We start from the raw sequence: 25,582 nt of genomic DNA, 5'->3' as shown, positions 1-25,582 counted from the left end.
AAAGGTGCCTTTCTCCACAAGCTGAGCCTTCGTAGAGAAGGCTTTTTTGCAGGGCGTGCTATTATTTATGATGATGGAAAATTTGTAGTTGTCAAATAATCTTGCAGTTCTTTCATTAAATGTTCCGCCCCTTCATCACTCAGACAAATCTTTCCGCCTGCAAGCGTAATGTTGTCGGTGCTGACCTTTCCTGTAACCATACATGTCATATCAGGTTGATACTTTTGAAGGATAATAGTCTCTTCATCCACAAAAATTTCAAGCGGATCATTTTCATGGATGCCCATTTTTTTTCTTAATTCCATGGGGATGACAATTCTGCCAAGTTGATCAGTTTTTCTGACAATACCTGTCGCTTTCATCACAACCCCTCCCTTTCTATATACAATTATATCAAAGCTAGGTATATTTTGGCACTAAAATAATAATTTTAATTTCAATTTTCGATAAATATCGCCATCTTTCTTTATCGGATGTCCTGTATTCTCGTTCCATGCTATAAAGTGCTGGCTTGTAAGCTGTGAATTTAGTATCATCTATTATGGAAAACACTGTTCAGTATTTAAAGATTAAAGTGAGGATGTTATTATGAGCCTTTTAACTGTAGATAAATTAAGTCACACTTTTGGAGATAGAACGCTCTTTAAAGAAGTATCCTTTAGACTGCTAGCAGAGGATCATGCTGGTTTAGTTGGAGCAAACGGTGTTGGAAAATCCACCTTGATGAATATTATTACAAACCAGCTCATCCATGATGCTGGTAAAGTCGAATGGACACCGGGTGTTGTATATGGCTATCTCGACCAGCATACAGTGTTGACTCCAGGAAAAACGATTCGAGACGTGCTGCGTGATGCCTTTCTTCCTCTTTTTAAAAAGGAAGAAGAATTGAATGAAGTGACAGGAAAAATGGGTGAAGCTTCTCCAGAGGAATTGGAAGAACTGCTGGAAAGAATGGCTATAATCCAAGATGAACTAGATGCGGGAGGGTTTTATACTCTAGATATAAAGGTTGAGGAAGCAGCGAGAGGTTTAGGACTTGATGCTATTGGACTAGACAGAGATGTAGCTGCACTTAGCGGCGGACAACGGACAAAGGTACTACTTGCCAAGCTGCTGCTGGAACAGCCTCAAGTTCTTCTTCTTGACGAACCGACAAACTATCTTGATGTGGAGCATATACGATGGCTATCGGGATATTTGAAAGAATACCCGTACGCTTTTATTTTAATTTCCCATGATACTGAATTTATGAATTCGGTTTCTAATATCATTTTTCATTTAGAATTTTCCAAGCTTACTCGCTACACTGCGACATACGAAAAATTCCTTGAACTAGCCGAATTGAACAAAAATCAGCATATCAATGCATATGAGAAGCAACGTGAATTTATTAAAAAGCAAGAAGAGTTTATTGCAAAGAACAAAGCTCGTTATTCGACAACAGGACGTGCGAAAAGCCGACAAAAACAACTTGATCGGATGGAGAGGATTGATCGTCCTGAAACAGCCATTAAGCCCTCATTCGAATTCAAAGAGTCAAGAAGCAGCAGTAGGTACGTTTTTGAAGGAATAGATTTTGAAATCGGTTATGATCACCCTCTTCTTCCGAAAATATCGATTACTGTAGAACGTGGCGAAAAAATTGCCATTGTCGGTATGAATGGTGTTGGTAAATCTACACTATTGAAAACCATGTTAGGCAAAATCCAGCCTTTAAGCGGTAAAATTGAACGAGGCGATTTCCTTCATCCATCCTATTTTGAACAGGAAGTCAAAGCAGGAAACCTGACACCCATTGATGATGTTTGGAATGAATTCCCTTCCCTTGATCAACACCAAGTTAGAGCAGCACTTGCCCGCTGCGGGTTGAAAAACGAGCATATTTCCCGTCCATTGAATCAGCTCAGCGGGGGAGAACAGGCGAAGGTTCGCTTATGTAAGCTTATGATGCACGAGAGTAACTGGCTTGTATTTGATGAACCAACCAACCATCTTGATGTGACAGCGAAGGAAGAATTGAAGAAAGCCTTAAAAGCATATAAAGGTACGATTGTGCTTGTAAGCCACGAGCCTGACTTCTATGAGGATTGGGTGACAAAAGTATGGAATGTAGAAGAATGGGCAGGCAAATAAACATTTCTATAAAAATATGAACTCTCAATTTTAGTATGACAGCCGTTTTTGCGGCTGTCTTTTTCTGTAATGAAGAGAAGCTTTGGTTAACCGTAGATGATTGCATTTATAGTTGGTTTAACTTTTCATCATAAAGGAAAGAAGTAATAGAATATCATTATTTAATTTTGGAGGAAATCATGTGGATACATAAACCCTTTTTTCAATATGCGACGGGAACGCTTCTCGTTTTATTTGTAATCTTTATGTTGGGTAAAATCGATTATTTCGTCTGGCCATTGCAAGAATTCATTGCTGCGATATTCTTTCCCGTCCTTCTATCAGGTTTGCTCTATTATATTTTGCGCACCCCTGTCAGGCTGCTCGAGAAAAAAATGCCAAAGGTAATGAGTATTTTAATTGTCTTTACAATAGTTGCATCCATCCTTTATGGGATTTTCTATATGATGGGCTCAGTACTTGGCGATCAATTAGGACAAATTTCAAAACAATTCCCGGAAAAAGTAGAACAAGCAGCTACAGATTCAAAAAAAGCAATGGAGGAAAATCATATAGGTTTTATCGACAGTAATGAATTGAAGGAAAAAGCTTATAAGTATGGACGCACTCTTACGAAGCAGCTCGGGGAGAATGCAGCTGCAATCCTATCAATGATTACGAGCATTGCGACCGTATTAGTGGTAGTACCTTTTCTTGCTTTTTTCTTTTTAAAAGATGATGATAAGCTTTTGCCTAAAATTATTAAATGGGTTCCTGCTCAGCATGAGGAAGAAGGTAGTCGCATTCTGAAGGATATCGACAAAGCAATTTTTACTTATGTGACTGGGCAGTTCATCATCGCATTTACAGATGGAGTATTAATGTACATTGGATACAAGATTATAGGCCTGGAATACGCCTTGATATTAGCAATATTTGCGATGCTATTGACTATTGTTCCATTCTTTGGACCTGTGATGGGTATAATCCCTGCTTTTCTCATTGCATTACTGCATAGTCCGGTTATGGCATTTAAAGTATTGGTAATCCTTGCTGTAGTACAGCAGCTAGAAGGAAATCTTGTCACTCCGCAAGTAATGGGAAGAAGACTCGACCTTCACCCAGTGACAGTTATTCTGCTGCTCCTAGCGGCTGGCTCTTTATATGGATTTATTGGAATTTTGCTGGCCATCCCAGCATATTCTGTCCTAAAAATTGTATTGAAGGATATTCGAAAATTTTATCGACTTAGACAAAAAAGAGAACTGCTTCAGCAATGAAAAATGAAAGATGTACAGAAAAGGCATGGAGACAATGCATTATGTCTCCATGCCTTTTACTCTGCAGCCCTGTCATGCTGTGTAATTTCGTGGTCTATCATAGCATCAAGTCTCAACAAGCTCTTTTTTGCGCGCTCTTTATCTATTTGACGGTAATGGTGAAGTCCGCCTTCTTCTTCATCCTTTTCATCCGCAAGTTTAACAATTTTTTGCAACTCTGTTCGCTCTATTTCATTGGAGGGTAAAAAAGAGTCTGTATGAAACAAAATTGCGAGAGAAATGGTTTTGGCAGTTACTGGGTTTTCACCAAGTCGTATTAAAAGTTTATGTGCCCTTTCTGCACCTTTGATGGCATGGATATCATTTTTTCGGTAAGTTTCATAATCCCATTTCCCGTTTCTATACCAGGTGAAGTGGCCGATATCATGGAGAAAGCCAGCTTTTGCCGCAATATCTACATCTTCGCCATGCTCCTTCGCAAGATAATAAGCATGATAGGCTACGGCAATCGCGTGGGCAAAACCGGATCTTTTTACATACTTTTGCGTTATGGGATGATGGAAAATGTCCAGCAATGTAACATCCCTCATCAATGCTGCCCCTCCTTTCGTTTCGTAACGGAAAATCAGTGAATCTATTTTTCCGAGGATATCATAAAGGTGCTTTTTTTGCAAAAAGGAGGCATAATTATATCTTTATACCACAACAACCATTTTAGTTTTCTGGAATAATAATTCTCAAAATAAAAAAAGGACGAATTTAGTACCTGGTGCCAATCGCGGTTTCTTGTGTCCTTCTGGGGAATACAAAAAAAGAATGCGCCTGTATTTTTTCGCATTCAGGCAAAAAATTTAATTTGGTCTCTTGTCATACAATAAGCGCCTAGCTGTCAGAAGGTTAAGTCCTTTCGTCTCTGCTAACAACAAAATGATATTCTCTTCTTCCCCTACCCCTTTGATATAACTTTCCTTCTTGATCATCTCTGCCGCTTTTGAAATTTCCATTCCGCACCCTCCATCACCCTTTTTCCTTATTTAGACGAATGGAGTTCCCTTCAAACAAGAAAAATGTGGTACCGGGGTTACTTCCTTTTTAGCATACAATTCTCGCTTAGATCAAAAAGCCAAACCAGCACTAAAAACAGGGGCGGCTTACCTTTTTCATATATTAAAGTCCAATCGAAATATATTTTACTTCAAGGAATTCTTCTATCCCATAATGTCCACCCTCACGACCAAGTCCACTTTCCTTATAACCACCAAATGGAACTTGCACTGCGGAAGGAAGCGCATCGTTCAACCCAATAATTCCATATTCCAAGCATTCACTCATCCTGAATGCCCTGCTCAAATCGGCTGTGAACAAGTAGGCAGCAAGACCATAGTTGGAATTATTCGCTCTTCTTAATACCTCTTCTTCTGTTTCGAAAGTGGCAATTGGTGCGACAGGTCCGAAAATTTCCTCTGACATGCAACGCATGTCATCTGTAATATTTGTAAGAATTCTTGGAGCAAGGAATTTGCCTTCTTTCCCGGTAGGTTTTTCGCCTGTGTACGCAACTTCCCCACCTTTTTGAACGGCATCCTCAACAAGGGAATTTACTGTCGAAATCGCTGCTTCATCAATAAGCGGACCAATATCCACACCTGCTTCCAGTCCGTCCCCAACATTTAACTTCTCTAATTGACCTTGGAACAAACTGGTGAATTCATCAGCAATGCTCTTTTGTACATAGACACGGTTGGTGCAAATACAAGTTTGACCAGCGTTACGAAACTTAGACTGTATTAAACCTGCTGCTGCTTTTGCAATATCTGCATCATCCATAACGATGAATGGTGCATTTCCACCGAGCTCAAGCGATACCTTCTTAACTGTTTCAGCTGCTCCCCTCATCAAATGCTTTCCAACCTCTGTTGACCCTGTAAAAGTAAGTTTTGTTATGCGAGAATCATGAAGCCAGGCATCTCCAATTTCTGATGATTTGCCTGTGACGATATTGATAACTCCCGCAGGGATACCCGCTTGAATAGCTAGTTCACCCAACTTTAAAGCAGTAAGAGGTGTTTGATTTGCAGGCTTCACGACAGCCGTACAGCCAGCAGCAATCGCAGGTGCAACCTTCCTTGTGATCATTGCAGCAGGAAAGTTCCAAGGAGTTATTGCCGCAATAACCCCAACAGGCTCTTTTCTGACAAGAATTCGCTTGTTTGGATGGGAAGCAGGTATTGTTTCACCATAAATCCTCTTTCCTTCTTCTGCATACCAAGAAATAAAACCATTGGCATAGTCTAATTCGCCGAGTGCTTCCTTAAGCGGCTTACCTTGTTCGGTAGTCAAGATTTTTGCGATTTCTTCGCGGTTTTCATTAATAAGGTAATGCCATTTCATCAAATGTTTATATCTTTCATCAGCTGTTTTCTTTGACCATTTCTTAAATGCTTGATGAGCAGCATTTACAGCCCGGACAGCTTCTTCACTTCCACCTGTTGGAACAGCGCCAATCACTTTATCTGTCGCAGGGTTTACGACTTCCGTTAAAAATTCGCTATCACGCCCAACCCATTCTCCACCAATTAACATTGGGTAAATTTCGTATTTTTCTTTCATCCTATCCATCCTCCTTCAATTCCTTTAGATAGAGCTTGTCTTCATTACTGTCTTTCGTCAGGAAAGAAAGCCTAGGGTAACATGTTCATGAATACCATCTTCTTCTCTTTCGTAATCAAGTATACGCCTTTCTTTAGTTGCTTTTTCATTTATCTGGCGAATGCTCTGAACTTTTGCCTACCCCCAGAGTTTTCGGGAGATTCAGTATGTCTGCATTAACCTACTATGTGTTATTTCAGAGATATTCCACTATCAACCTTCAGCTGTTTCGTTTTTGTGTTCAAAATCGCCTTCACCCCAAGTGGCAAGCCAATGTTTGGAGAGCTATGGCCAAATAAAAACCCTCCCATAGCAGGTCTGCCTGCAAGCGAAAGATAATGACAAAGCACTTCCTGAAGCGATAAGCTTGTGCTGCCTTTCCGTCTCGGAACGCAATTGAGGAAATCTCCTATGATAATTCCTGCTGCTGTCTGAAGTTTTTTCGCCATATACAGTTGATTCATCATCCTGTCCACTGCTCTAGGTTCCTCATTAAGATCCTCCAGCAATAGTAGCTTTCCTTCGGTATCAATTTCAAAGGACGTTCCAAGTGTGCTTGAAACTAACGTAAGATTTCCTCCTGTAAGGGTTCCTTCCGCAATCCCAGGAATAAAAACTTCTAATGGAGAAATCTTTGAACTGTATACCAGAGGCATCTCGGAAAATAACTGTTGAAAAAAACTTTTAGATATCGAGGAAGCATCTGGTTTGCCAATATCAGATGCAAGCATTGGGCCATGAAAGGTCACAAGGTTAGCATTTTGCTGCAGTGCTATATGCAAAAAAGTGATATCACTGTAGCCCCAAAATATTTTCGGCTGATTAGAGATCAACTCATAATCAAGATGGGCTGCAATTCTTGCCGCCCCATAACCTCCGCCTGCACAAAATATTGCTTTGACCTCTTCATCAGCAAACATACGGTGTAAATCCTTTATCCTTGCCTCATCTGGACCAGCTAGATATCCATCCTTATCCAGAAGGTATTCCCCTCTTTTAATTTTTAACCCTTTCGATTGCAAAAAGTCTATTCCTCTCTCCAAATTTGCCTCATCTGGAGGGCTAGCTGGTGCAATCACTCCAACAGTATCACCAGCTTTTAAAGATGGTGGTTTTTTCATCCTACTCTCCTCCTCTCCACTTCTATATATATTCAGTCGACTCCAAAACTAATCGTATTCCCGTTTGAGAAACATCACGAAAAAAAGCACCCATTATGATTGGGTACCTAAAATCACTGAAATATTGATCGTTTCATTGTTTACATTTGCCTTGTGAGGCTCTCGCCATTGTTTGTCCATTGGATCGCATACCCTCGCCAACACGCATGATCAGAAAGACGTAAGAGAAAACATAAATATGAATACAAATGTTTTTTAAGCTTGAACGCAATTTTCCTGAATGAGCTCTAAAAAATGAGAAAGAACTCTTGCTGTTAACCCCCAAATCACCTTTCCGTCATGAAAATAAAAGTGTTCTTCCATTCTCCTTGTTTGCCACTGATAGTTTTCTCCGCCTATAATATAATCGTAAGGAAAACCTTCATCAGGCTGAACATGAAAATGAATCATGTGCTTTTCAGGTTTTTGCGATAGCAACGTTTCAAGCGGCACAGTGAAAAAAGATTGAACTTCCTCGGGATTAGGTTTGAAAACTGCTCCTTGTTCTAGTATACCAACAAAAGGATGGATGATCGTTCCAAATGGGGAAACAATATAGTCAAGAGGAACAAGCTTTTTTACTTCACTTTGATTGATACCAAGCTCCTCACAAGTTTCCCTGACAGCACAGGTGGCTTCATCACTATCTGTAGGGTCCATCTTTCCTCCTGGAAAACAAATCTCACCCGGCTGTCGCCTTAATGTGTTTGCTCTTACTTCGAATAACACAGCTGTATTTCCATTTACCTCGGTCAATGGGAGCAATACGGAAAAATGTTGATATTCGTTCCCACCTAGTATTCCCGGACGCCGTTCTTCTAGGACCTTCATCATTTTCTCAAGCATACAACCACTCCCATACCGTTTTTGCCATTATACATGCTTTAATTGAAAAAGACCCCTTTAAAGGGGCCAGAGATTCTATTTGCTTTAAGAGCCTGTTACTCTGCCTTTCATAACTTTATAAACAATGATAAGCAAGGCGACAATTAGCAAAATGTGGATAATACCTCCAGCTATTTTGAAAATTAAACCTAATACCCAAAAAAATATTAAAATGCCTACAAGCGTCCAAAGCATGCCAAACATCCCCTCTTTTAATAATATAGATAGTTTTAGCATACCCCTATCTGGCTTGGGTAAAACAAACCTGTATTCGATGGTCTTTGTAACCAGAAAGAAATAAAATCGAAAAAAACACGGATAAGGAGATGCAGAAATGAAAAATTACCGGATGCTTTTTCTTGATATCGATGGCACTATACTAAGACATGACGATACGATTGAAGAATCGACAAAGGAAGCGATATTTATCATGAAAGAAAAAGGGATTAGGTCGGTTTTAGCAACTGGGAGGCCGATCCATGAAATAAAGGAAATTGGTGAAGAATTAGGTATTTCATCCTACATAGGCTACAATGGAGCACTTGGAATCGATGAGGGCACTAGGGTCTTTGCCTCTCCCATGAATGAAGAGACCGTGAAAGAATTAATTGCAATAATAGAAGAACGGCACAATGAAGCAGTGCTATATACAGAAGACAAAAACTTGTTTACAGACAGGGAATCAACTCTCTCCAAGCAATTTGCGCAGAAATTCCATTTGAAGAAAAACAAAAACCTCTCCTTAAATGACTATAGTAGCATACTAGGGATGACTATCATTACCACAAACGGTAATGGCTCACAATCATTCGGGAAAGAAGGTGATCTATACTTTTCTCAAGTAAATGTGGAAGACATGAATCACTGTTATGATGTTATTCGTAAAAATATAAATAAAGGGACAGGAATTAAGTGTCTAATCGACCGACTGGGAATTGATCAAAGCGAAACCATTGCATTTGGAGATGGAATGAATGACAAAGAAATGCTTTCATTTGCAGGGATCGGGATTGCAATGGGCAATAGCAGCCCTGACCTTTTCAAGTATGCTGATAGAAGAACAACCGCAGTAACAGATTCAGGTATTTATAACGGTTTAAAATCGCTTGGATTGATTTAACAAAAAACGCGCATGGCCCTAAATAGAGTTGTGCGCGTTTTGATTACATCATTCTTTATTAAGTAGTTCTTCTCCAGCGATTCCTGGGTTAGTCATTTCATAAGGATTTAGAATTAAATCAAGCTCTTCCTCTGTGAGTACGTCGTAAGCAAGGCAAAGTTCGCGAACTGATTTACCTGTAAGAATGGCTTCCCTCGCAATTCTAGATACAGTTTCATAACCTAGATGCGGATTAACAGCCGTAATGATACCTACGCTTTTTTCCACATCACTCAATAATTTGTCCTTGTTTGCTTGTATTCCTGATAGGCAGTGCTCTGTAAAAACATTGAAACCGTTATTCATTATGCTGATAGACTGGATCAGGTTAAACACTAGTACCGGTTCCATAACGTTGAGTTCTAGCTGTCCAGCTTCAGATGCCAAACAGATTGTATTGTCATTTCCTATCACCTGAAAAGCAACCTGATTAATAACTTCGGCCATAACAGGATTTACTTTTCCTGGCATGATGGAAGAACCAGGCTGACGTGCAGGCAAAAAGATTTCATTGAAGCCAACACGTGGACCAGAAGCCATTAATCTTAAGTCGTTAGCTATTTTAGACATATTCATCATGCAAACTTTCAAAGTTGCTGAAACTTCCGTATATGCGTCTGTATTTTGTGTTGCATCAACTAGGTGTTCTGCATTCACTAGCGGGAATCCTGAAATTTCTGCAAGATGCTCCACAACATTCTTAATATAGGCAGGGTTCGCATTCAATCCTGTGCCTACTGCTGTTGCACCCATATTAACTTCATATAGATGTTGGCGAGTGGCCTCTATCCTTTTGATATCTCTTGCTAGCACTCTGCTATAAGCCTCAAATTCCTGACCGAGACGAATTGGAACTGCATCCTGAAGGTGAGTACGCCCCATTTTGATAACAGAATCGAATTCTCTCGCTTTCTGTTCAAACACTTGATGCATTCGTTTCATTGTGATTAGCAGCTTTTCTAATAATGCTAGTACGGATATATGTATTGCTGTAGGGAACGCATCATTAGTGGACTGAGCCATATTAACATGAGAGTTTGGGCTCAGTTTTGCATAGTCACCTTTATTTTCCCCGAGTAGTTCAAGCGCTCTGTTAGCGATTACTTCGTTTGTGTTCATGTTGATAGAGGTTCCAGCTCCACCCTGTATTGGGTCAACGATGAACTGATCATGCCATTTCCCCTCAATAATTTCATCAGCAGCTATAACGATAACGTCTCCTAGGCCGCTATATAATCTTCCTACTTCCATGTTTGCCTTGGCAGCAGCCTTCTTGACCATCGCCATGGCAGTGATCAATTCCTGGTGAATCCGATAACCTGTTATTGGGAAGTTTTCCACTGCCCTCATTGTCTGGATACCGTAGTATGCCCCTCTCGGGACTTCCTTTGTTCCTAGGAAGTCTTTCTCAAGCCTTGTTTCTCCCATATAAATCCCTCCTGATAATAAGGAAATACGAACCAGGAAGCACCTCCCTAGCCGAGTGTTCCATTGCGGCATAATAAATACTATACCTGCCTATATTGTAGCGAATCTTTCATAATAGTTCATGTGTGGACTCCCGTTAGTTTAATAGTAAAAATATTTAAATATTTCACTTCGGGTGTTTAGGGTACTATTGCTCTGGGAAAAAGTATACTAATAACAACAAAGACAGGAGCGGTTACATTATGACAACATTGATAATGCTAGGATTTGCTTTTGCAGCTGCTGCCGGCATGAATTACTATGCTACAAAGGATGAGTCTTTTTCAGAAGACTTTATAGATGGATAAATATCTTTTCACTTTACAGGTGCCAGAAATGGTACCTGTTTTTCATTTTCCCTGAACTTTCTGTCTAAAAAACAATGCAACTGTTGTATTCTTCCTCCTTGTGGTGAAAGCCCACTTCTTTTGACAGCTTTTGTCAGGTTGCAGGAAAAATGGGGCTGCTGCGGTGAATACAATAACATGGCAATATGGGTAGCATTTCATTATTTTTAAAACAGAAAGGGTTGGCGAAATGAAAGACTTTCAATATGTAAAAGCGTATACGATAAAAGAAGTATCACGAAAAATAAATGTACCATCCGGAACGATTAGACAATGGGAAAAGGACTTGAACGGGTTGTTAGTTATCCCAAGGACGAGACAGGGAGCTAGGTTTTATACGGATAAAGAAATTGAAGATTTAAAAACAATCAAAGAAATGAGAAGCAAAAACTTGAGCAAAGAAATGATTCGTGAACTCATGCAAAAGCATGCCACGATGGAAAATAAATCAAGTCAAAATGAAATGACGGCAGTTCCCCCCACTCCGAAAGGAGTAGAAACTCCCCAAGATATAATTGCGACACCGTTGGAAATGAATATGGATTTACTTTTTGATGCGCTGGAAAATTACAAACTTGATTTGATCTCAGGGATCAGAAAGGAATTGAAATCTGGAAAGGAAGAACTAGTCGAGGAAGTTAAAAAGGAGATAACCACAGGTTCAATGGAAACGGTAAAAGCACTCTCCATGTCTATACAACGTTCGAACATGAAAACGAAAAAGGAGGTCGGGAAGTTAACGGAACAAATAAAAGAAAGTTCCGAAAGAACTTCCGAAATGTTCGTAACAGTATCGGCGGGAGTCACAAAAGCAGCAGCAGCAACCGAGCGTGTTGGCGCACTAGCTGACCAGGTTTCCTTCTTATCAAAAGGAACAAAAAGAGAGTTTTCTACGCTTACAGACAACTTGACAAAAATAACTTCTGTTACGAAAAAGCAACTCGAAAAGCTTGCGGACAATCTTGTGAAACTTTCAAAAGGCAGCTCAAAGGATGTTGCAGTGCTCTCCGAAAATGTTTCAAAGCTTTCTACTGGAACGAATAAGCAGATAGCTTCTCTTGCTACTTCGATTCATAAGCTTGCAAACGGAACTTCAAAGGAAATGACGACCCTTTCAGCAAAGGTTACAAAGCTTTCGGAGGGAGCTTCTGAAGAAATGGCCGCCTTGTCTTCTAGGATGGAGGAAACAAGCGAAGAATTTCGACTGATGACTGATTATTTGTCTGAAAGCAAAGAAACGATCAATCAGGAGCTTAGCTCATTAAATGAACAGCTCCTTATGGATCGTGAATACTATATAGAATCATTGAAAATGGAGCGGGAACAATTTCGTCAAGAAATTCAGCAAAGAGACGAAGTTTTCAAAAATCTCGTCCTGACATTCCGAGAAACCGCCTCTGCTAAAGATGGTCAAAGTGCTTGGTGGAAATTCTGGGGAAAATGAGATACTGAGTTTAAAAAACTCGATACAATTTACAAGGAGGCACTCTTATAAAGTGCTATTGAGAGCCTCCTTTTTATGAATAACATTTTTGAAGGTTTTCAGTCTTTTGCTTTTGTTCGTCCAATACAGCTCTTCATATACCAATTTACCATTTTGTAAGCAAACAGGCAAAAACATCCATTAAAAAGAGATTTTCTTTCATAAAGTTAAATCAATAAAGCCGCTCAACATAGGAAGTTTTAAGATTTTTTTCAATTGATTCTTGGGATACCCCTTTCATTCCTACATGATCAGCAAGTATATTTGCTGCCGAAGGAAGTTCCTCAGGGGATGGCCAACTGTCAGATATCCATAGGCTAGAGCGGATGATTGCTTTCGCACAATGGATAAAAGCCTCTTCCACCCTAATTTCTATTAGCACTTCTGGCCTTTTTCCATTAACAGCTAAGTCTTCGGATAATCCTTCATCTTGAAATATAATTGCAGTTCCATTCACTCGGAGGGTCTCCCCTAAGTTTGGAATAAAGAATATTAAACCGACTCGGGGATTTTGCAGAATGTTTCGCAATGTATCCATTCGCTTATTCCCTTTTCTCTCAGGAATAATTATTGTATGGTCATCCAATACTTTTACAAACCCCGGTTTATCTCCCCTTGGCGAAGCGTCTGTACGTCCTGACGAATCAGCAGTAGCTATAACCAGGAATGGAGAATGGGAGATGAACTCCCTGCAATGGCGATCAATAAATGGAATGGCTTTATTGCTCACTACTTCGCTAGGCTTTCCCAAAAGCTCTTCTAGTACTGCTGGATTTTTAATAATTGTTCTTTCCATCTATTCGCTTCCTCTCCTCTCTCTCGAGTTTTATGTGCTCTCATATAATCCATTTTTACCTTGGAAGGTGTTCGAAGAAATTTCTGCTCGCAAATCCTCTGACTTCCTCTTCTGAAAAGTATTTTAGTAATTCATTGATAAGATTCTGGTATTTGGATGCATTTTCCAGTTCTGCTACGTGAGTTGAAATACCATCAAAATCTGATCCAAACCCAAGGTTTTTTACTCCTCCAAGTGAGCAAAAATAATCAATGTGGCGTATGATATCTTGAATATCCGCTTTTTCCGAATAACATAGAAAAGGTGGATGGAAAACAATATGAAGCATACCATCCTTCCTGAAAAGTGCAGATGCTTGGCTGTCTGTCAGGTTTCGTTGATGATTACAAAGTTGCCTGCTGTTTGAGTGGCTAGCAATCAGGTAATCTGCTGTTTCAAAGACATCCCAAAACGCCTTGTCGCTTAAGTGAGAAACATCTGTAAAAATACGGTTACGGTTATTATAGTTTACAATTTCTTTGCCGAACATTGTCAGACCCGCTCCTCGAGGCTCTCCTGCCCCATCTGCTGCAAGATTCGCATGATTCCATGTTAGACCCACTGAAAGGACACCATTTTTATGAAGTTGCTCGAGCTTTGCTAGGTCGTTTCCAATTGGATCCACTCCTTCCAATGTAAGAAAAGCACCAATATCGTGCTCTTTTAGAGAAGAAAAATCCTTCCAAGATTTCAGCAGTTTCATTTCTGAATTCTTTCCTAACACCTCTTTATGAAAAAGCTCTATTTGTTGTAATGCTGCGTCCCACTTTTTTTCTTGCTTGACTTTTGGGTCGATAAAAATAGCAAAAGCCTGGATTTTCACTTTACCTTCTTTAAGTCTATCTTTATTGGCATCTAATCGTGCATCATTCGAAAAGCGAATATTTCCTTTGCCGTACTGAAGCTTCAATAATACATCACAATGCAAATCGATAATTTCCATATAGCGCTCCTAATTGTTTTCTTAATAAGTATGGTATCACTAAGTATAAATACCTGCCATAATATTTTACCATTTTTTAGATTATTTTCTATTCTTTATATATAGTTCGGCATATTTCGAGAAAGAAGAAAATATATCGGCAATTCTCTCTATCTTTTGTAGGGTTTTCCAGTGTTTTTATGAATTTTATCTAGTTTTTCCTCTTGACAAAGGATATAATGAAGCTATAACCACAAGGGGGAGGGGTTCGACAAAACATGATCCATTCTCATGAGAAAATAAACATTTCGGGCAATAAGCTATCAGAGGTGTTCATGCATAAGACAGCTGATGGCAGTTGCATTGTTGCAATTCCTGATATCCATTGGTCTGCAAAATTTCATGAATGCGATCAGTCAGAATGTCAATTCAACCACTTAAAACATTCCTTAAACTTCCACCTTTATGAAGGAAATACGGATGCACTTGCATTAGCAATAATGGATATGGCTAAGTGCGATTGATTGCCAGACTTAAAAAATCACCTCCGCCTTTACATAAGGCTGTTTTTTTTGTTATCGCAAAGAAAATCCGCCTGATGTATTACAGCTCCTGGACAAACTGTTCAGGAGCTTTTGATGTCTCATTTTTTAGACCGTTGCATGATTTTAGTCCAACCGTGCAAGTCCAACAAGAGAAACATTTACAGAAAAGTATAAATTAATTTATATAACAGTGTTTATTTTATTTATCTGTTATAGTACAATAAGTGTAAATTACAACTGAATGGAGGAATAACATTGATGCATACAGGATTGAAGAAAGAATGCCGTGAATGCGGCTGTGAGATAAAGGAAAAACATGAATCATTCCTTTATGAATGTGAGCGCTGCATCGGAAAGCATGAAGAGTAAAAAAAATTAGTGTTAAAAATTACCATGATTGAGGCAATAAGGGCTAGGAAGAACTTCTAAAACTAGAATGCGTATTAAGACTTGGTAGTTCCGCTAGATCAAGCCTTCTTATCATCATTATTTTTCACTAGCCTCTCCCTTTTACATTGAAAATTAAGTTATGATAAAATCACAAAATAAATAAAAAGGGAGAAAGCATGAACAAAAAAGCAGCAATTGTTACAGGTGCATCAAGTGGATTTGGCCTTCTAACTGCACTAGGCCTGGCACAAGCAGGTTTTCAAGTCCTCGCGACTGTCAGGAATGAAGAAAAGGAAAAGAACCTTCTTTTGGAAGCACAAAAAAGAGGTGTTTTAGGTTCCATTGCTATTCAACACTGCGATGTAACCTGTTCCCAATCAATATTTCAACTAAAAAACAAGATGAAAGAAATGAGCAATATTGAAGTCCTTGTCAATAATGCAGGATTTGCGCTTGGGGGATTCAGTGAAGAACTTTCCATTGACGATTATAGAAGACAGTTTGAAACCAACGTATTTGGAGTCATTTCCATTACCCAATTGGCACTACCTTATATGAAGGCGCAAAAAAAAGGGCGTATTATCAACATGGGGAGCATAAGTGGAAAAGTCGGTTTTCCAGGTCTAAGTGCTTATACTGCATCAAAACATGCACTTGAAGGATACAGTGAAAGTCTGCGTCTGGAACTATTGCCTTTTGGAATAGATGTAAGCATCCTCGAACCAGGATCTTATAAAACAAATATCTGGTCAGCTATCGACCAAACTAGGAATTCGGAAAACTCATCCTATCACATTTATAACGAAGCAATTCTCCATTTCATAAATAAAAGGAAGAGTAGTCATGGTGATCCACAAGAAATTGCTGATCTGATTGTTATGATTGCAACTTCTGCGAAACGCCCCAAATTCCGCTATCCCATAGGAAAGGGGATAAAACAGACAATTGGTTTAAAATCCATTCTGCCTTGGTCATTCCTAGAAAAAATTATTTTAAAAAAGCTAAGAATGACGGATCATGATAAATAAAAGAAGGCAGGGAAATTTCTCCCTGCTGCTAATTCATTTTTATTTGAACCAACCCTTTTCCTTCGATTTGGTAATGGCTTCAATTCGGTTGGTTACTTCCAATTTATCTAGAATCGTGGAAATATAGTTTCTTACAGTCCCATTCGTAATCATTAGTTCTTCTGCTATTTCTTTTGTCGTCTTTCCCTCTGCTACAAGTTTTAAACACATCATTTCTCGGTCCGTCAAAGGATTTTCTTCGCTGTACATATCATCCACCAGCTCTGGAGCAAAAATTCTTCGTCCTGTCATGACGCTTCTGATACAACTAGCTAGTTCCTCACTAGGACTGTCTTTTAGTAAATATCCTTTTACTCCCGCTTTTAGTGCACGCTGAAAATAACCAGATCTTGCGAAAGTTGTCAAGATAATCACTTTTGTACCTGAATCTCTTAATTCCTCCGCTGCATCTAGTCCGGTTTTTTCTGGCATTTCTATGTCCATTATCACCACATCGGGTTTTTGTTTTTCAACAAGATTTATAGCTTCTTCTCCATTTGCAGCTTTTCCGACAACCTCCATATCTTCTTCTAGATTAAGCAAGGAGCCGAGCGCCCCCAGCAGCATTCGCTGGTCTTCTGCTATTACAATGCGGATCAAACTTCTCCCTCCTTCTTCTGCCTAGCAATTGTTGGAACAGTTATAGTTAATTCAGTCCCGGCTCGCTGACAAATTTCAACGCTTCCATTCACAAATTCAAGCCGTTCCCTCATTCCTGAAAGTCCATTTCCCTTGGAAAAGCTTTTTTCGCCGATATCCCCTTTTCCATTGTCCTTCACTATTATCCTGACAAAATTTGATGATTGATCAATAGTGACGTGACATGTTGTGGCTTTACTGTGTTTGACGACATTCGTAACTGCTTCTTTTAGGCACATGCTTAAAATATTTTCTGTCAATAGAGGGATATCCTCTACTTCAAAATCCTTCTCATTAAGAACTGACTCTATTTCAGCTGCTTGAAGTATCTGCTGTATTCGTACTACTTCTTCCGTCAATCTTATTCCACGCATCTCTGAAACCATTTTCCTAACCTCATTAAGAGCAGTTCTTGCTGTCTGCTGCACATCCAACAGTTCCAATTTAGCTTGCTCAGGATCCTTTGATATTAGCCTTCTAGCAAGATCGCTTTTCAATCCAATCAAGGATAGCTTTTGCCCTAACGTATCATGCAAGTCTCTTGCAATCCTTTGTCGCTCCTCGAGCTTAACAAGATCCTCAATCCTCTTATTTGCAAATTCAAGCTTTTCTTCAAGCTGTCCACGTGCATTTCGGCCACGAATGCTGAAAGGCAGGAGAACCATAGAAATGCCAATTATAATAATGAACGGGATTTGAGCCAGGAATACTTCTTCCTCCACTACTAACTTATAATTGATCGCTACCGTAGTTGCCAGTAAATGAGCAACATATATGGTGAAAAAAGCTCCTCTGTTCCGGATATTCCCAATATAATAGGCGATGTAGAAAGCAAAATACACATAATTAAATAAGAAAACAGAGCTGATAGAAATTCCGATTAGAATGAAAGACCATAAGAATACCGGCCATTTTTTTGAAAGAAAGGCAAACCGGTATGTAATGAAAAATAGTAATGTTAGAAGCAGACCAACAGCCATTTCCATTGTTGATGAAGATTGGAAAATGAAATAAAAAGGCAGAATGCTTAATACAGCCCAAAAATAAGGGGAGCTACCATAACTTTTTTTTAATAGTGAAAGCTTTTTTTTCATAGAAAAATCCTTTCAAACAAAACGATTCGCCAAGTATTATGGCAACTATATTTTACCATAAAATAATGGCCTAGCCCCTCAAAATAAGAGGGCCAGGCCCGATTAGTGCTATGCTTTTCTTGGAACACCATTTTGTACCATCATTTTGACAGCCTTATATCCCACAAACCTTTTGTTTTCTTCATCCCATAAGCGGAATCTTAGAGATGTAAGACTTGTTTTCAATGTAATGGTTGGAACCTTCTGCAATGGTGCTGAATTATTATGGGCTTCTTCCAGTTTATAGTTGGGAACGCGCGGGCTAAGATGATGCACATGGTGAAAGCCGATATTCCCGGTCACCCACTGCAAAACTTTCGGAAGCTTGTAGAAAGAACTCCCTTCGACTGCAGCTTTAACATATTCCCATTCTTCATCCGCTTCAAAGTAGGAATCTTCAAATGTATGCTGTACATAAAAAAGCCAGATGCCGAGAGAACCAGAAACAAGGAAAATAGGTACCTCCACAAGCAAAAATGCTTTCAAGCCAATTACAGAAATAAGGAGAGCAACAACTAGGACAATCCCTATATTTGTCAAGTAGGTATTCAACCGCTCATTCATTTTGGCGTCTTTTCGATTGAAACGGTTGCTTATAAGCACAAGATAAATTGGTCCGATACCAAACATGACAATCGGATTTCTATAAAGCCTGTAAGCAATTCGCTTCCATACAGATGCTTGCATATACTCTTCTACTGTCATCATCCATATATCGCCTGTACCACGTTTATCAAGGTTGCTGCTTGTCGCATGATGGACGGAATGTTCATGTCCCCATCTGCTGTACGGAAAGAGGGTAAGAATTCCTGTTATTGTTCCAAGTACTCTGTTTGCTTTCCTATTTTTAAAGAAGGAGTGATGGCAGCAGTCATGAAAAATGATAAACGTTCGAATTACAAATCCTGCTGCGGCTATTCCAAGCAGTAGTGTCAATTGATAGGATACAGACAAACTTTTATATGCAAGATACCAGAGAAGAAAGAACGGTCCCAGCGTATTGATGACTTGCCAAATACTGTTTTTCATTTCCGATTTCTCATAAGGGGCTACCTGTTTTCTTAAATTCTTCAAATTTTGGTCCGTCATTGCGATATTAAATTCCCCTTCCTATTTGGTTGTTATTACTGTAATGATAGTTGATAAAAAGAAATCTTTGCAGTAGCACCTGTCATGCTCTTAATATGACAAATGTCATATCCGTTATTGCTGTTATAAAAGGATACATCATGTAGAGTATGCTAAGAAAAGAGAAGAATTATGAGGGAATTTTCCATTCAACTTTTTTCTTTATGGAATTTTATGTTAAGATAAATAAAAACGGATGGAGGCTCCTTCATGACGAACAGGTTATCTTTAGCTTTATGGGAATGGATAAGAGTACTGATTCTCGCCTTTCTGCTTGCATGGATAATAAAAAACTATATCTTTGCTCCCTATACTGTGAAAGGTGCCTCTATGGAACCAACCTTGCATCATAAAGAGAGAATTGTTGTAAATAGGTTGGTTAGCGCAGACAATCTCCAACGAGGTGATATTGTCATTATTAAAGGAGATAATAAAAACTATGTCAAAAGAGTGATTGGCCTTCCAGGAGACCATATTAAAATGGAAAATGATCAGTTGCTCATTAACGGAGAACTGAAACGAGAGCCATATCTTGAAGAGAATAAAAAGGCAGCCGAAGAAATGGGTTTACTGCTTACTGGGAATTTAAAAAAGGTAATCGTGCCTAAAGGACATTATTTTGTAATGGGTGATAATCGAATAAAAAGTATGGACAGCCGTAACGGACTTGGGTTGATTGAAGAAGACCGTTTGGTTGGAAAGTGTCAGGCTGTCATGTTCCCTTTAGAAAATTTAAGAATCGTAAAATAGAAGAAGCAGCCGTTATAGGCTGCTCAGCTTTCTTTTCTAGATTAAATTAAAAGATTGTAAAAAGACAAGAATGATTCCTATAGGAACGATATATCGAATGGCAAAATACCATATATCAAAAAGTATTCCAAGTCCTTTAGCTCCCTGTTTCAGTTCTTCTTTTACAATGTTTCTAGGGAGCCTGTAACCAACAAAAAGAGAAATGAACAATGCCCCTAGTGGCATACCAATATTGCTTGTGATAAAATCCGCAAAGTCAAAGATTGATTTACCAGCAATGAATACATGTGAAAGAACGCCAAAGGACAAAGCGCTCGGTATGCCTACGATAAAGATTGTAATACCCGAAATCCAAGCAACTTTTCTCCGTATTTCTTTATTATCCTTTATTACTGCTGCAACAAGGATTTCCAAAATGGAAAATGCCGAAGTAAGCGTTGCAAACAACAGAAGTACAAGAAAAATTGCAAGAAATACGGTGCCAAATGCCATTTTATTAAATACAGCAGGAAGGACAACAAAAATAAGTCCCGGACCTGAATCTGGTTCAAAGCCTAATGCAAAAACTGCTGGAAAAATAACGAGCCCTGCAAGTAGGGAAATGAAAATATTTAGACCAACAACGGAACCAGCAGATTTCAAGAGATGATCAGTTTTGGACAAATAAGAAGCATACGTTACCATAACGGAAATACCCACACTGAGAGCAAAGAAAGATTGCCCAAGCGCAAGAAGGATAGTTTGACCGTTTACAGCAGAAAAATCCGGCGCCAATAAGAATTTAATACCTTCAAAGGAACCATCTAGGGTTAATGACCTGATGACCAGTATGATAAAAATGATAAACAATGCTGGCATCATATATTTACTAGCACGTTCAATTCCTTTTTGAATACCACCCTGGACGACAAGAATAGTCATCAACATGAATATTCCTTGCGCTATAATCACTTCAGTTGGATTAGAAATAATATTTTCAAATAATTTTCCGTAATCAGTGCCAGCAGAGAAAGCCATTGCACCTGTCATGGTCCTGCCAAGATAGGAAAGAATCCAGCCTCCTACTACACTATAAAAAGAAAGAATGATGGAGGATATCAATACTCCTGCGAATCCCACCCAATGCCAGCGAGAATTTGGAGCAATTTCTTTGAACGCCCTTATTGCATCCTTTTGCCCCCGCCTCCCAACGATAAATTCAGCAATCAGAATTGGAGCCCCTATTAACAATGTCAGGATTACAAATAGCAGAAAAAATACTGCTCCTCCATTTGTTCCTGTCATATAAGGGAATTTCCATATAGCCCCCAAGCCGATAGCCGACCCTGCTGCTGCCAAAATAAAGCCAAGCTTGGATGTCCATTGTTCATGATTTTTCATTGTTTCACCTCTGTTAAGTCGCTATTTATACATGTTACTATGTTTCCGTTATAATTTATAGTATTTTATTAAAATAACAAAATATTTCTTCATTTGACATTAAATTTCACACAGCAATTTACAATAATACTTTTTTACTCCAAAACTTACGCTTATTTATTATCTGTTGAATAATATATTCACTTATCTTCTGCTCAGTATAAAAACCTCATGCATCTGAATACTAATATTTTACTGTCCATAAGAAAAAGACTGGCCTATTGGCAGTCTTTTTCCTTTTAAACTCTTCTATTCTCTTGATCCTTTAGTCTGTTTTGCTGATCAGGAATAACTTTATTGTTTTTATACTCATCATTGTAATTTGTTCTTCCAAGCACTTTTCTCTCATACTCATTGTATTCTTTATCTTTCCTTTTAGCTGCCATATTTATCCCTCCTTCATTCAGTTATTTCCATTATTCCCGAACTTCCGGAGAAAAAACCTTTTATATAAGGGATATGAATATATGGCACTTGAAGACTACATAAGCTCTTCTATTGGATGACATTTAAATCGGATAGTGCTTGTTGAAGGTTCGCCCTCGTTAATTGGCCACTAAAGTCAAGGCCGAGACTGACAGCAGTTTGAGCAATTTCTGGGCGGATCCCAGTTACAATGGTCTGGACACCGAGAAGACGAAGTGCAGAGACAACTTTAAATATCTGGTCTGCAACCATCGTATCAACTGTTGCCACTCCAGATAGGTCAAGAATTAACTTGGAAAGCTTCAAACGGCTTGCTTCAGAAAGGGTTTTCTCCATAAGAAGATAAGCTCTTTCTTCGTCGATATTTCCAATTAACGGGAGAATCGCAATGGATTGAGCAATTGGAACAACTGGAACGGAAAGCTCCAAAAATTTTGTTTTTGCATCTTCCAGGCTTTTTTGATAATAATGTATATATGTTAAGCTAAAGCAGTAGATAGCATGATCAATCAGTGGATCAATAACCCGTGATGCCGCAAAAGCGGTTTTTACTGACATATTCCTTTTTACAATTTCGTCCTCAATTGTCTCACAAATAAATTTCCGGTAATACGTCGTATCCTTTAAAGCCTCATCAAGAAGGATGCCAAGCCTGTGCGCATACTCTCCAGATTCCTTAGCCCAATCCTCAATCATTACATATGCTTTTTTCTGATCCATTCCGTGGATTAACGCTTTTCCGAACATTCCGATGAAGTTTTCCCTAACTTCTATCATGTTTGAATCCTGTAACTTACTTACAAGGCTTGCATTTCCCTTGCCCGCCTCCTCAAGGCTAATTTCCTGTACTTTATTTGCTATATATGATTTTTCCTGAACAAGTCTGAGCCCAAGAATTTTTAATTCCTCTTTCATGTTGTCCCTCCAAGTACGTTGGTAAGATTACCTTTTCCCGGAATTTCATTTTACTAACTAATCGTGAATGAAGCAAAGATAATCCACTTCATAATAATTTTATTATGTTAACAAAAGATGGATCATCTAATGACTGAACTACTTTTTTAATAAGTACCCGAAGTACTATCATTCCTTAGTGTAATTGGTAAATTCAAGTACTTTTTACTTTTTTCCCAACCGATTTGCTATGGTAAACAACTCACTCATGCTGTTAAGATAAGTTAAACACCATAGTGACTGCTTAGAAACTAAATTGGAGGAGGAGAAAGCATGGAAGGATGCGTTCAGTTAATTCCGTACAAATTAGTAGAGCAGCTAAGTTTGGCTAATGAGATTCCAAAAGGTGTCGAATTAATTCAGGCTCCTGAGCTTTGGGATCAGTCAAAAGGGAAAGACGTGAAAATTGCTGTCCTTGACACAGGAATTGATACAAAACACCCGGATCTGCGAGACCGAATCATTAGTGGCAGGAACTTTACCGACGACGATAAAGGCAACCCTGACATTTTTGAAGATTACAATGGACATGGGACGCATGTGGCAGGGACGATTGCTGCAAGCTTGAATGAAACAGGGGTTACAGGTATTGCGCCCGAAGCTGGTTTAATTGTCATTAAGGTATTGAACAAGCGCGGTTCTGGACAATATGAGTGGATTATCAAAGGTATACAGTATGCAATTGAACAGAAGGTTGATATTATTTCCATGTCTCTTGGTGGTCCGAATGATGTCAAAGAACTGCATGACGTGATCAAACTCGCTGTCGCAAACAATATTCTTGTTGTCTGCGCTGCAGGAAATGAAGGCGATGGGAATGATGGCACCGATGAATTTGGATATCCAGGTTGCTATAATGAAGTTATTTCGGTAGGCGCTGTTGACTTAGAACGCAACTCTTCTCCTTTTACGAATTCAAATAACCAAGTAGATCTTGTAGCACCAGGAGAAAAAATCCTTTCCTGCTATTTGAATGGTACGTATGCGACGTTAAGTGGTACCTCGATGGCAACACCACACGTCGCTGGTGCACTCGCTCTAATCAAACAAATAGCCAAATCAGAATACGAAAGAGATCTTACAGAAACAGAACTGTATGCGCACCTAATCAAGAGAACCGTTCCACTAGGAAATTCACCTAAACTAGAAGGAAATGGGTTACTATATCTGACGATTCAAGAACATGTGAAAAAAGTGTTTGACGGAGAGTCTTTCCGGACACTTATGGAAATATAGCGGGAAACGCCCGCAAACTCAAAAGAGGCGCCCCCCTGCCTCTTTTGTTTTTTAGTTTTTCCAATCTATATTTTGACAGAGAAGATTATCAATTGCTTTTAATGTAGCTCCAATTGGCTCTTGGAGTACAATAGAGTGTGGTTCATTATCGTAAGGTGTGTCTCCGATATTGATAATTACTATGGGTATACCTGGCTTCCTAGCTTGAGGAAACAGCGAAGAAGGAGTAACCATCAAGCTTGTTCCAAGTATAAAAAATGCAGTCACTTTCTGATATTGTATTTATGATGATTCAAAGCCTTTTTCGGTAAACCATTCCCCCACATCTCTAAACAGTACAACATCCGGGTTGATATATCTCGCTTCAGGGTAACTAGTTATACATTTTTCACAAACGTAGTAATCTTCTTTAATCATCATCCTTTTTTCATTTCTTCTGCAGAATACTTGGCTTCACAGTTAACGCAAGTTAAGGAATTCATTGTTCTGTGAAACTCGATTACTTCTCTGCTCCCAGCTTTTTCATGGAGGTTATCAATGTTTTGGGTGATGATCTTCTTCATCCTGCCTTGCCTTTCCCCTATTGCCAAAATATGATGTCCATCATTTGGGATTCCATCCGAGTGGTAGAGATTTTCCATCGCCAAGTGATAAAAACCTTTAGGATTATTATAAAAAAATTCAAGCGAAAGAATATTCGGGCGCTTCGCTGTAAATACCGCTTCGAGAGCGAAAATCCTATATACCTGATTCCGTACTAATGCCGGCTCCAGTCACTACAACCATATCCTCGCTATTTCTTATAATTTCTGTCGCACTTCTGACCGCATCGTTCATATGGGTTTCTTCTCCACCTTAATTAAAGTAACTAACTTCCCGCCTTTTCAGGATTTTCAAACTCTATATCATGATTCTTTGCTGTGAAGACTTGAATATTTTTTTGAACCTTTGTCGCATAAGTAAAGTCCCCATAGCAATATGGAGAGCGGAAATTGTTCTTGTCTCCCCCGCAATTGTATTTATCTGGATTCTTTTGAACTTGAAGGGCGGAGAATTCCTTGGCAATATTCTCGCTATGTTTACCTCCTCTGCTCGCGACGTAATCAATATAGCCGGTCCCCATATTATATGCTTGGATGACGGTTGGAAAATCGACATTTTTTTCTTCCCCATATTTAACTGTCCGTGCGAAGTGCTTTATCCCTGCATCGATGCTTTCTTCAGGATTGGTAATAGAGTTTGGAGGAAGTCCAATGGATTCGGAGGCTTGCATTGGATCACCGCCTTTTCCCCTGCTCTCCTGTTGCATGATAGCTGCTACGACTGCTGTATATTTCCCAAGCTCTACTTCGTCCAACTTCTTCTGGATTACCGGGGCATACGCTTCTACTTCTTCTGAAGGATATGACTTAATAAGCGTTATTGCCTGATCCCGAAGTCGCTTTTCGGAAATTTCATCGATGACAAACGCTGCAATTATAGTAAAGAATAACAATAGTAACAATTTAAAATTACGCTTAACGCTCTTTTTGTTCTTTTTCTTTTTCATATAGCTCTCTCCCAAAACTCTATCTGTTTTACATTATAAAGAAA

At 39.1% G+C, this 25,582-nt stretch carries 27 protein-coding genes; 9 read left to right on the top strand and 18 right to left on the bottom strand.

Features of this window, described 5'->3' with window-relative positions:
* Positions 1-65: 65 nt before the first annotated feature.
* Entirely contained in the window at positions 66-362 is a 297-nt protein-coding gene (locus tag BQ5796_RS07715; RefSeq protein WP_071459707.1) for an AbrB/MazE/SpoVT family DNA-binding domain-containing protein, read from the bottom strand.
* A gap of 226 nt (positions 363-588) precedes the next feature.
* Here BQ5796_RS07715 and BQ5796_RS07710 point away from each other — a divergent pair, with 226 nt between their 5' ends.
* Both BQ5796_RS07710 and BQ5796_RS07705 read left to right on the top strand, forming a co-directional pair.
* On the top strand, positions 589-2,136 hold the full coding sequence (locus BQ5796_RS07710; protein WP_071459706.1) for an ABC-F family ATP-binding cassette domain-containing protein: 1,548 nt from the start codon (positions 589-591) through the stop codon (positions 2,134-2,136).
* Between the two features lie 179 nt (positions 2,137-2,315).
* Positions 2,316-3,395: an AI-2E family transporter gene (locus BQ5796_RS07705; protein ID WP_071459705.1), complete on the top strand. Its 1,080-nt coding sequence runs from the start codon at positions 2,316-2,318 to the stop codon at positions 3,393-3,395.
* Between the two features lie 56 nt (positions 3,396-3,451).
* Here BQ5796_RS07705 and BQ5796_RS07700 read toward each other — a convergent pair whose 3' ends face one another.
* The 6 genes from BQ5796_RS07700 to BQ5796_RS17955 form a co-directional block, all read right to left on the bottom strand.
* Positions 3,452-3,985, bottom strand: coding sequence for an HD domain-containing protein (locus BQ5796_RS07700; RefSeq protein ID WP_071459704.1), 534 nt, complete (start codon positions 3,983-3,985; stop codon positions 3,452-3,454).
* Between the two features lie 261 nt (positions 3,986-4,246).
* Entirely contained in the window at positions 4,247-4,399 is a 153-nt protein-coding gene (locus BQ5796_RS18100; RefSeq protein ID WP_159430988.1) for a hypothetical protein, read from the bottom strand.
* A 163-nt stretch (positions 4,400-4,562) separates the two neighbouring features.
* Positions 4,563-5,978: an NAD-dependent succinate-semialdehyde dehydrogenase gene (locus BQ5796_RS07695; protein ID WP_141769951.1), complete on the bottom strand. Its 1,416-nt coding sequence runs from the start codon at positions 5,976-5,978 to the stop codon at positions 4,563-4,565.
* 257 nt (positions 5,979-6,235) lie between these two features.
* Positions 6,236-7,165, bottom strand: a complete 930-nt coding sequence (locus BQ5796_RS07690) for a S66 peptidase family protein (RefSeq protein ID WP_071459702.1) — start codon at positions 7,163-7,165, stop codon at positions 6,236-6,238.
* A 255-nt stretch (positions 7,166-7,420) separates the two neighbouring features.
* Positions 7,421-8,050: an NUDIX hydrolase gene (locus tag BQ5796_RS07685; RefSeq protein ID WP_071459701.1), complete on the bottom strand. Its 630-nt coding sequence runs from the start codon at positions 8,048-8,050 to the stop codon at positions 7,421-7,423.
* 84 nt (positions 8,051-8,134) lie between these two features.
* Complete coding sequence (locus BQ5796_RS17955; protein ID WP_141769931.1) at positions 8,135-8,284, bottom strand: lmo0937 family membrane protein; 150 nt, start codon at positions 8,282-8,284, stop codon at positions 8,135-8,137.
* A 139-nt stretch (positions 8,285-8,423) separates the two neighbouring features.
* Between BQ5796_RS17955 and BQ5796_RS07680 the strand changes: the two genes are divergently transcribed.
* The gene (locus tag BQ5796_RS07680) at positions 8,424-9,209 is read left to right on the top strand and encodes a Cof-type HAD-IIB family hydrolase (RefSeq protein WP_071459700.1); all 786 of its coding nucleotides are present in this window, start codon (positions 8,424-8,426) and stop codon (positions 9,207-9,209) included.
* 48 nt (positions 9,210-9,257) lie between these two features.
* Here the strand turns inward: BQ5796_RS07680 and aspA are convergent, their stop codons facing one another.
* On the bottom strand, positions 9,258-10,676 hold the full coding sequence (gene aspA / locus BQ5796_RS07675; RefSeq protein ID WP_071459699.1) for an aspartate ammonia-lyase: 1,419 nt from the start codon (positions 10,674-10,676) through the stop codon (positions 9,258-9,260).
* Positions 10,677-11,252: 576 nt separating this feature from the next.
* Between aspA and BQ5796_RS07670 the strand changes: the two genes are divergently transcribed.
* On the top strand, positions 11,253-12,506 hold the full coding sequence (locus tag BQ5796_RS07670) for a MerR family transcriptional regulator (protein WP_071459698.1): 1,254 nt from the start codon (positions 11,253-11,255) through the stop codon (positions 12,504-12,506).
* A gap of 211 nt (positions 12,507-12,717) precedes the next feature.
* Here the strand turns inward: BQ5796_RS07670 and BQ5796_RS07665 are convergent, their stop codons facing one another.
* Both BQ5796_RS07665 and BQ5796_RS07660 read right to left on the bottom strand, forming a co-directional pair.
* Positions 12,718-13,341 carry a pyridoxamine 5'-phosphate oxidase family protein gene (locus tag BQ5796_RS07665; protein ID WP_071459697.1) on the bottom strand — a complete coding sequence of 208 codons (624 nt, stop codon included), beginning with the start codon at positions 13,339-13,341 and terminating at the stop codon, positions 12,718-12,720.
* 55 nt (positions 13,342-13,396) lie between these two features.
* On the bottom strand, positions 13,397-14,323 hold the full coding sequence (locus BQ5796_RS07660; RefSeq protein WP_071459696.1) for a dipeptidase: 927 nt from the start codon (positions 14,321-14,323) through the stop codon (positions 13,397-13,399).
* Between the two features lie 257 nt (positions 14,324-14,580).
* On the opposite strand from BQ5796_RS07660, the gene BQ5796_RS07655 reads away from it, so the two are divergent.
* From BQ5796_RS07655 to BQ5796_RS07650, 3 genes are all read left to right on the top strand, one after another.
* A complete protein-coding gene (locus BQ5796_RS07655) occupies positions 14,581-14,826 on the top strand; it encodes a YueH family protein (RefSeq protein ID WP_071459695.1) in 246 nt (81 codons plus the stop codon).
* Positions 14,827-15,105: 279 nt separating this feature from the next.
* Positions 15,106-15,216: a protein YhfH gene (gene yhfH, locus BQ5796_RS17815; RefSeq protein ID WP_074033927.1), complete on the top strand. Its 111-nt coding sequence runs from the start codon at positions 15,106-15,108 to the stop codon at positions 15,214-15,216.
* 197 nt (positions 15,217-15,413) lie between these two features.
* Positions 15,414-16,265, top strand: a complete 852-nt coding sequence (locus BQ5796_RS07650; protein ID WP_071459694.1) for an SDR family oxidoreductase — start codon at positions 15,414-15,416, stop codon at positions 16,263-16,265.
* Positions 16,266-16,304: 39 nt separating this feature from the next.
* Here BQ5796_RS07650 and BQ5796_RS07645 read toward each other — a convergent pair whose 3' ends face one another.
* From BQ5796_RS07645 to desA, 3 genes are all read right to left on the bottom strand, one after another.
* On the bottom strand, positions 16,305-16,904 hold the full coding sequence (locus tag BQ5796_RS07645) for a response regulator transcription factor (RefSeq protein WP_071459693.1): 600 nt from the start codon (positions 16,902-16,904) through the stop codon (positions 16,305-16,307).
* Positions 16,901-18,037, bottom strand: coding sequence for a sensor histidine kinase (locus BQ5796_RS07640; RefSeq protein ID WP_071459692.1), 1,137 nt, complete (start codon positions 18,035-18,037; stop codon positions 16,901-16,903). The genes BQ5796_RS07645 and BQ5796_RS07640 overlap by 4 nt, the downstream gene beginning before the upstream one ends.
* 108 nt (positions 18,038-18,145) lie before the next feature.
* A complete protein-coding gene (desA, locus tag BQ5796_RS07635) occupies positions 18,146-19,165 on the bottom strand; it encodes a Delta(5) desaturase DesA (protein ID WP_071459691.1) in 1,020 nt (339 codons plus the stop codon).
* Between the two features lie 249 nt (positions 19,166-19,414).
* Here desA and lepB point away from each other — a divergent pair, with 249 nt between their 5' ends.
* Positions 19,415-19,954 carry a signal peptidase I gene (gene lepB, locus BQ5796_RS07630; protein WP_071459690.1) on the top strand — a complete coding sequence of 180 codons (540 nt, stop codon included), beginning with the start codon at positions 19,415-19,417 and terminating at the stop codon, positions 19,952-19,954.
* Positions 19,955-19,990: 36 nt separating this feature from the next.
* Here lepB and BQ5796_RS07625 read toward each other — a convergent pair whose 3' ends face one another.
* From BQ5796_RS07625 to BQ5796_RS07620, 3 genes are all read right to left on the bottom strand, one after another.
* Positions 19,991-21,334: a sodium-dependent transporter gene (locus BQ5796_RS07625; RefSeq protein ID WP_071459689.1), complete on the bottom strand. Its 1,344-nt coding sequence runs from the start codon at positions 21,332-21,334 to the stop codon at positions 19,991-19,993.
* A gap of 278 nt (positions 21,335-21,612) precedes the next feature.
* Complete coding sequence (locus BQ5796_RS18095) at positions 21,613-21,759, bottom strand: hypothetical protein (protein WP_159430987.1); 147 nt, start codon at positions 21,757-21,759, stop codon at positions 21,613-21,615.
* Positions 21,760-21,868: 109 nt separating this feature from the next.
* Positions 21,869-22,714: an STAS domain-containing protein gene (locus BQ5796_RS07620; RefSeq protein ID WP_071459688.1), complete on the bottom strand. Its 846-nt coding sequence runs from the start codon at positions 22,712-22,714 to the stop codon at positions 21,869-21,871.
* 312 nt (positions 22,715-23,026) lie between these two features.
* Between BQ5796_RS07620 and BQ5796_RS07615 the strand changes: the two genes are divergently transcribed.
* Entirely contained in the window at positions 23,027-23,989 is a 963-nt protein-coding gene (locus tag BQ5796_RS07615; protein ID WP_071459687.1) for a S8 family peptidase, read from the top strand.
* Between the two features lie 416 nt (positions 23,990-24,405).
* Here the strand turns inward: BQ5796_RS07615 and BQ5796_RS18410 are convergent, their stop codons facing one another.
* Positions 24,406-24,684, bottom strand: coding sequence for a Sir2 family NAD-dependent protein deacetylase (locus BQ5796_RS18410; protein ID WP_282956874.1), 279 nt, complete (start codon positions 24,682-24,684; stop codon positions 24,406-24,408).
* A 173-nt stretch (positions 24,685-24,857) separates the two neighbouring features.
* Complete coding sequence (locus BQ5796_RS07605; RefSeq protein WP_071459685.1) at positions 24,858-25,538, bottom strand: lysozyme family protein; 681 nt, start codon at positions 25,536-25,538, stop codon at positions 24,858-24,860.
* Between the last annotated feature and the right edge of the window lie 44 nt (positions 25,539-25,582).

It is taken from the genome of Bacillus massilinigeriensis, assembly GCF_900111815.1.
Lineage (GTDB): Bacteria > Bacillota > Bacilli > Bacillales > Cytobacillaceae > Mesobacillus_C > Mesobacillus_C mediterraneensis.
Note: the sequence above shows the minus strand (reverse complement) of the source record. Positions and strands in the feature narration are given on the sequence as shown.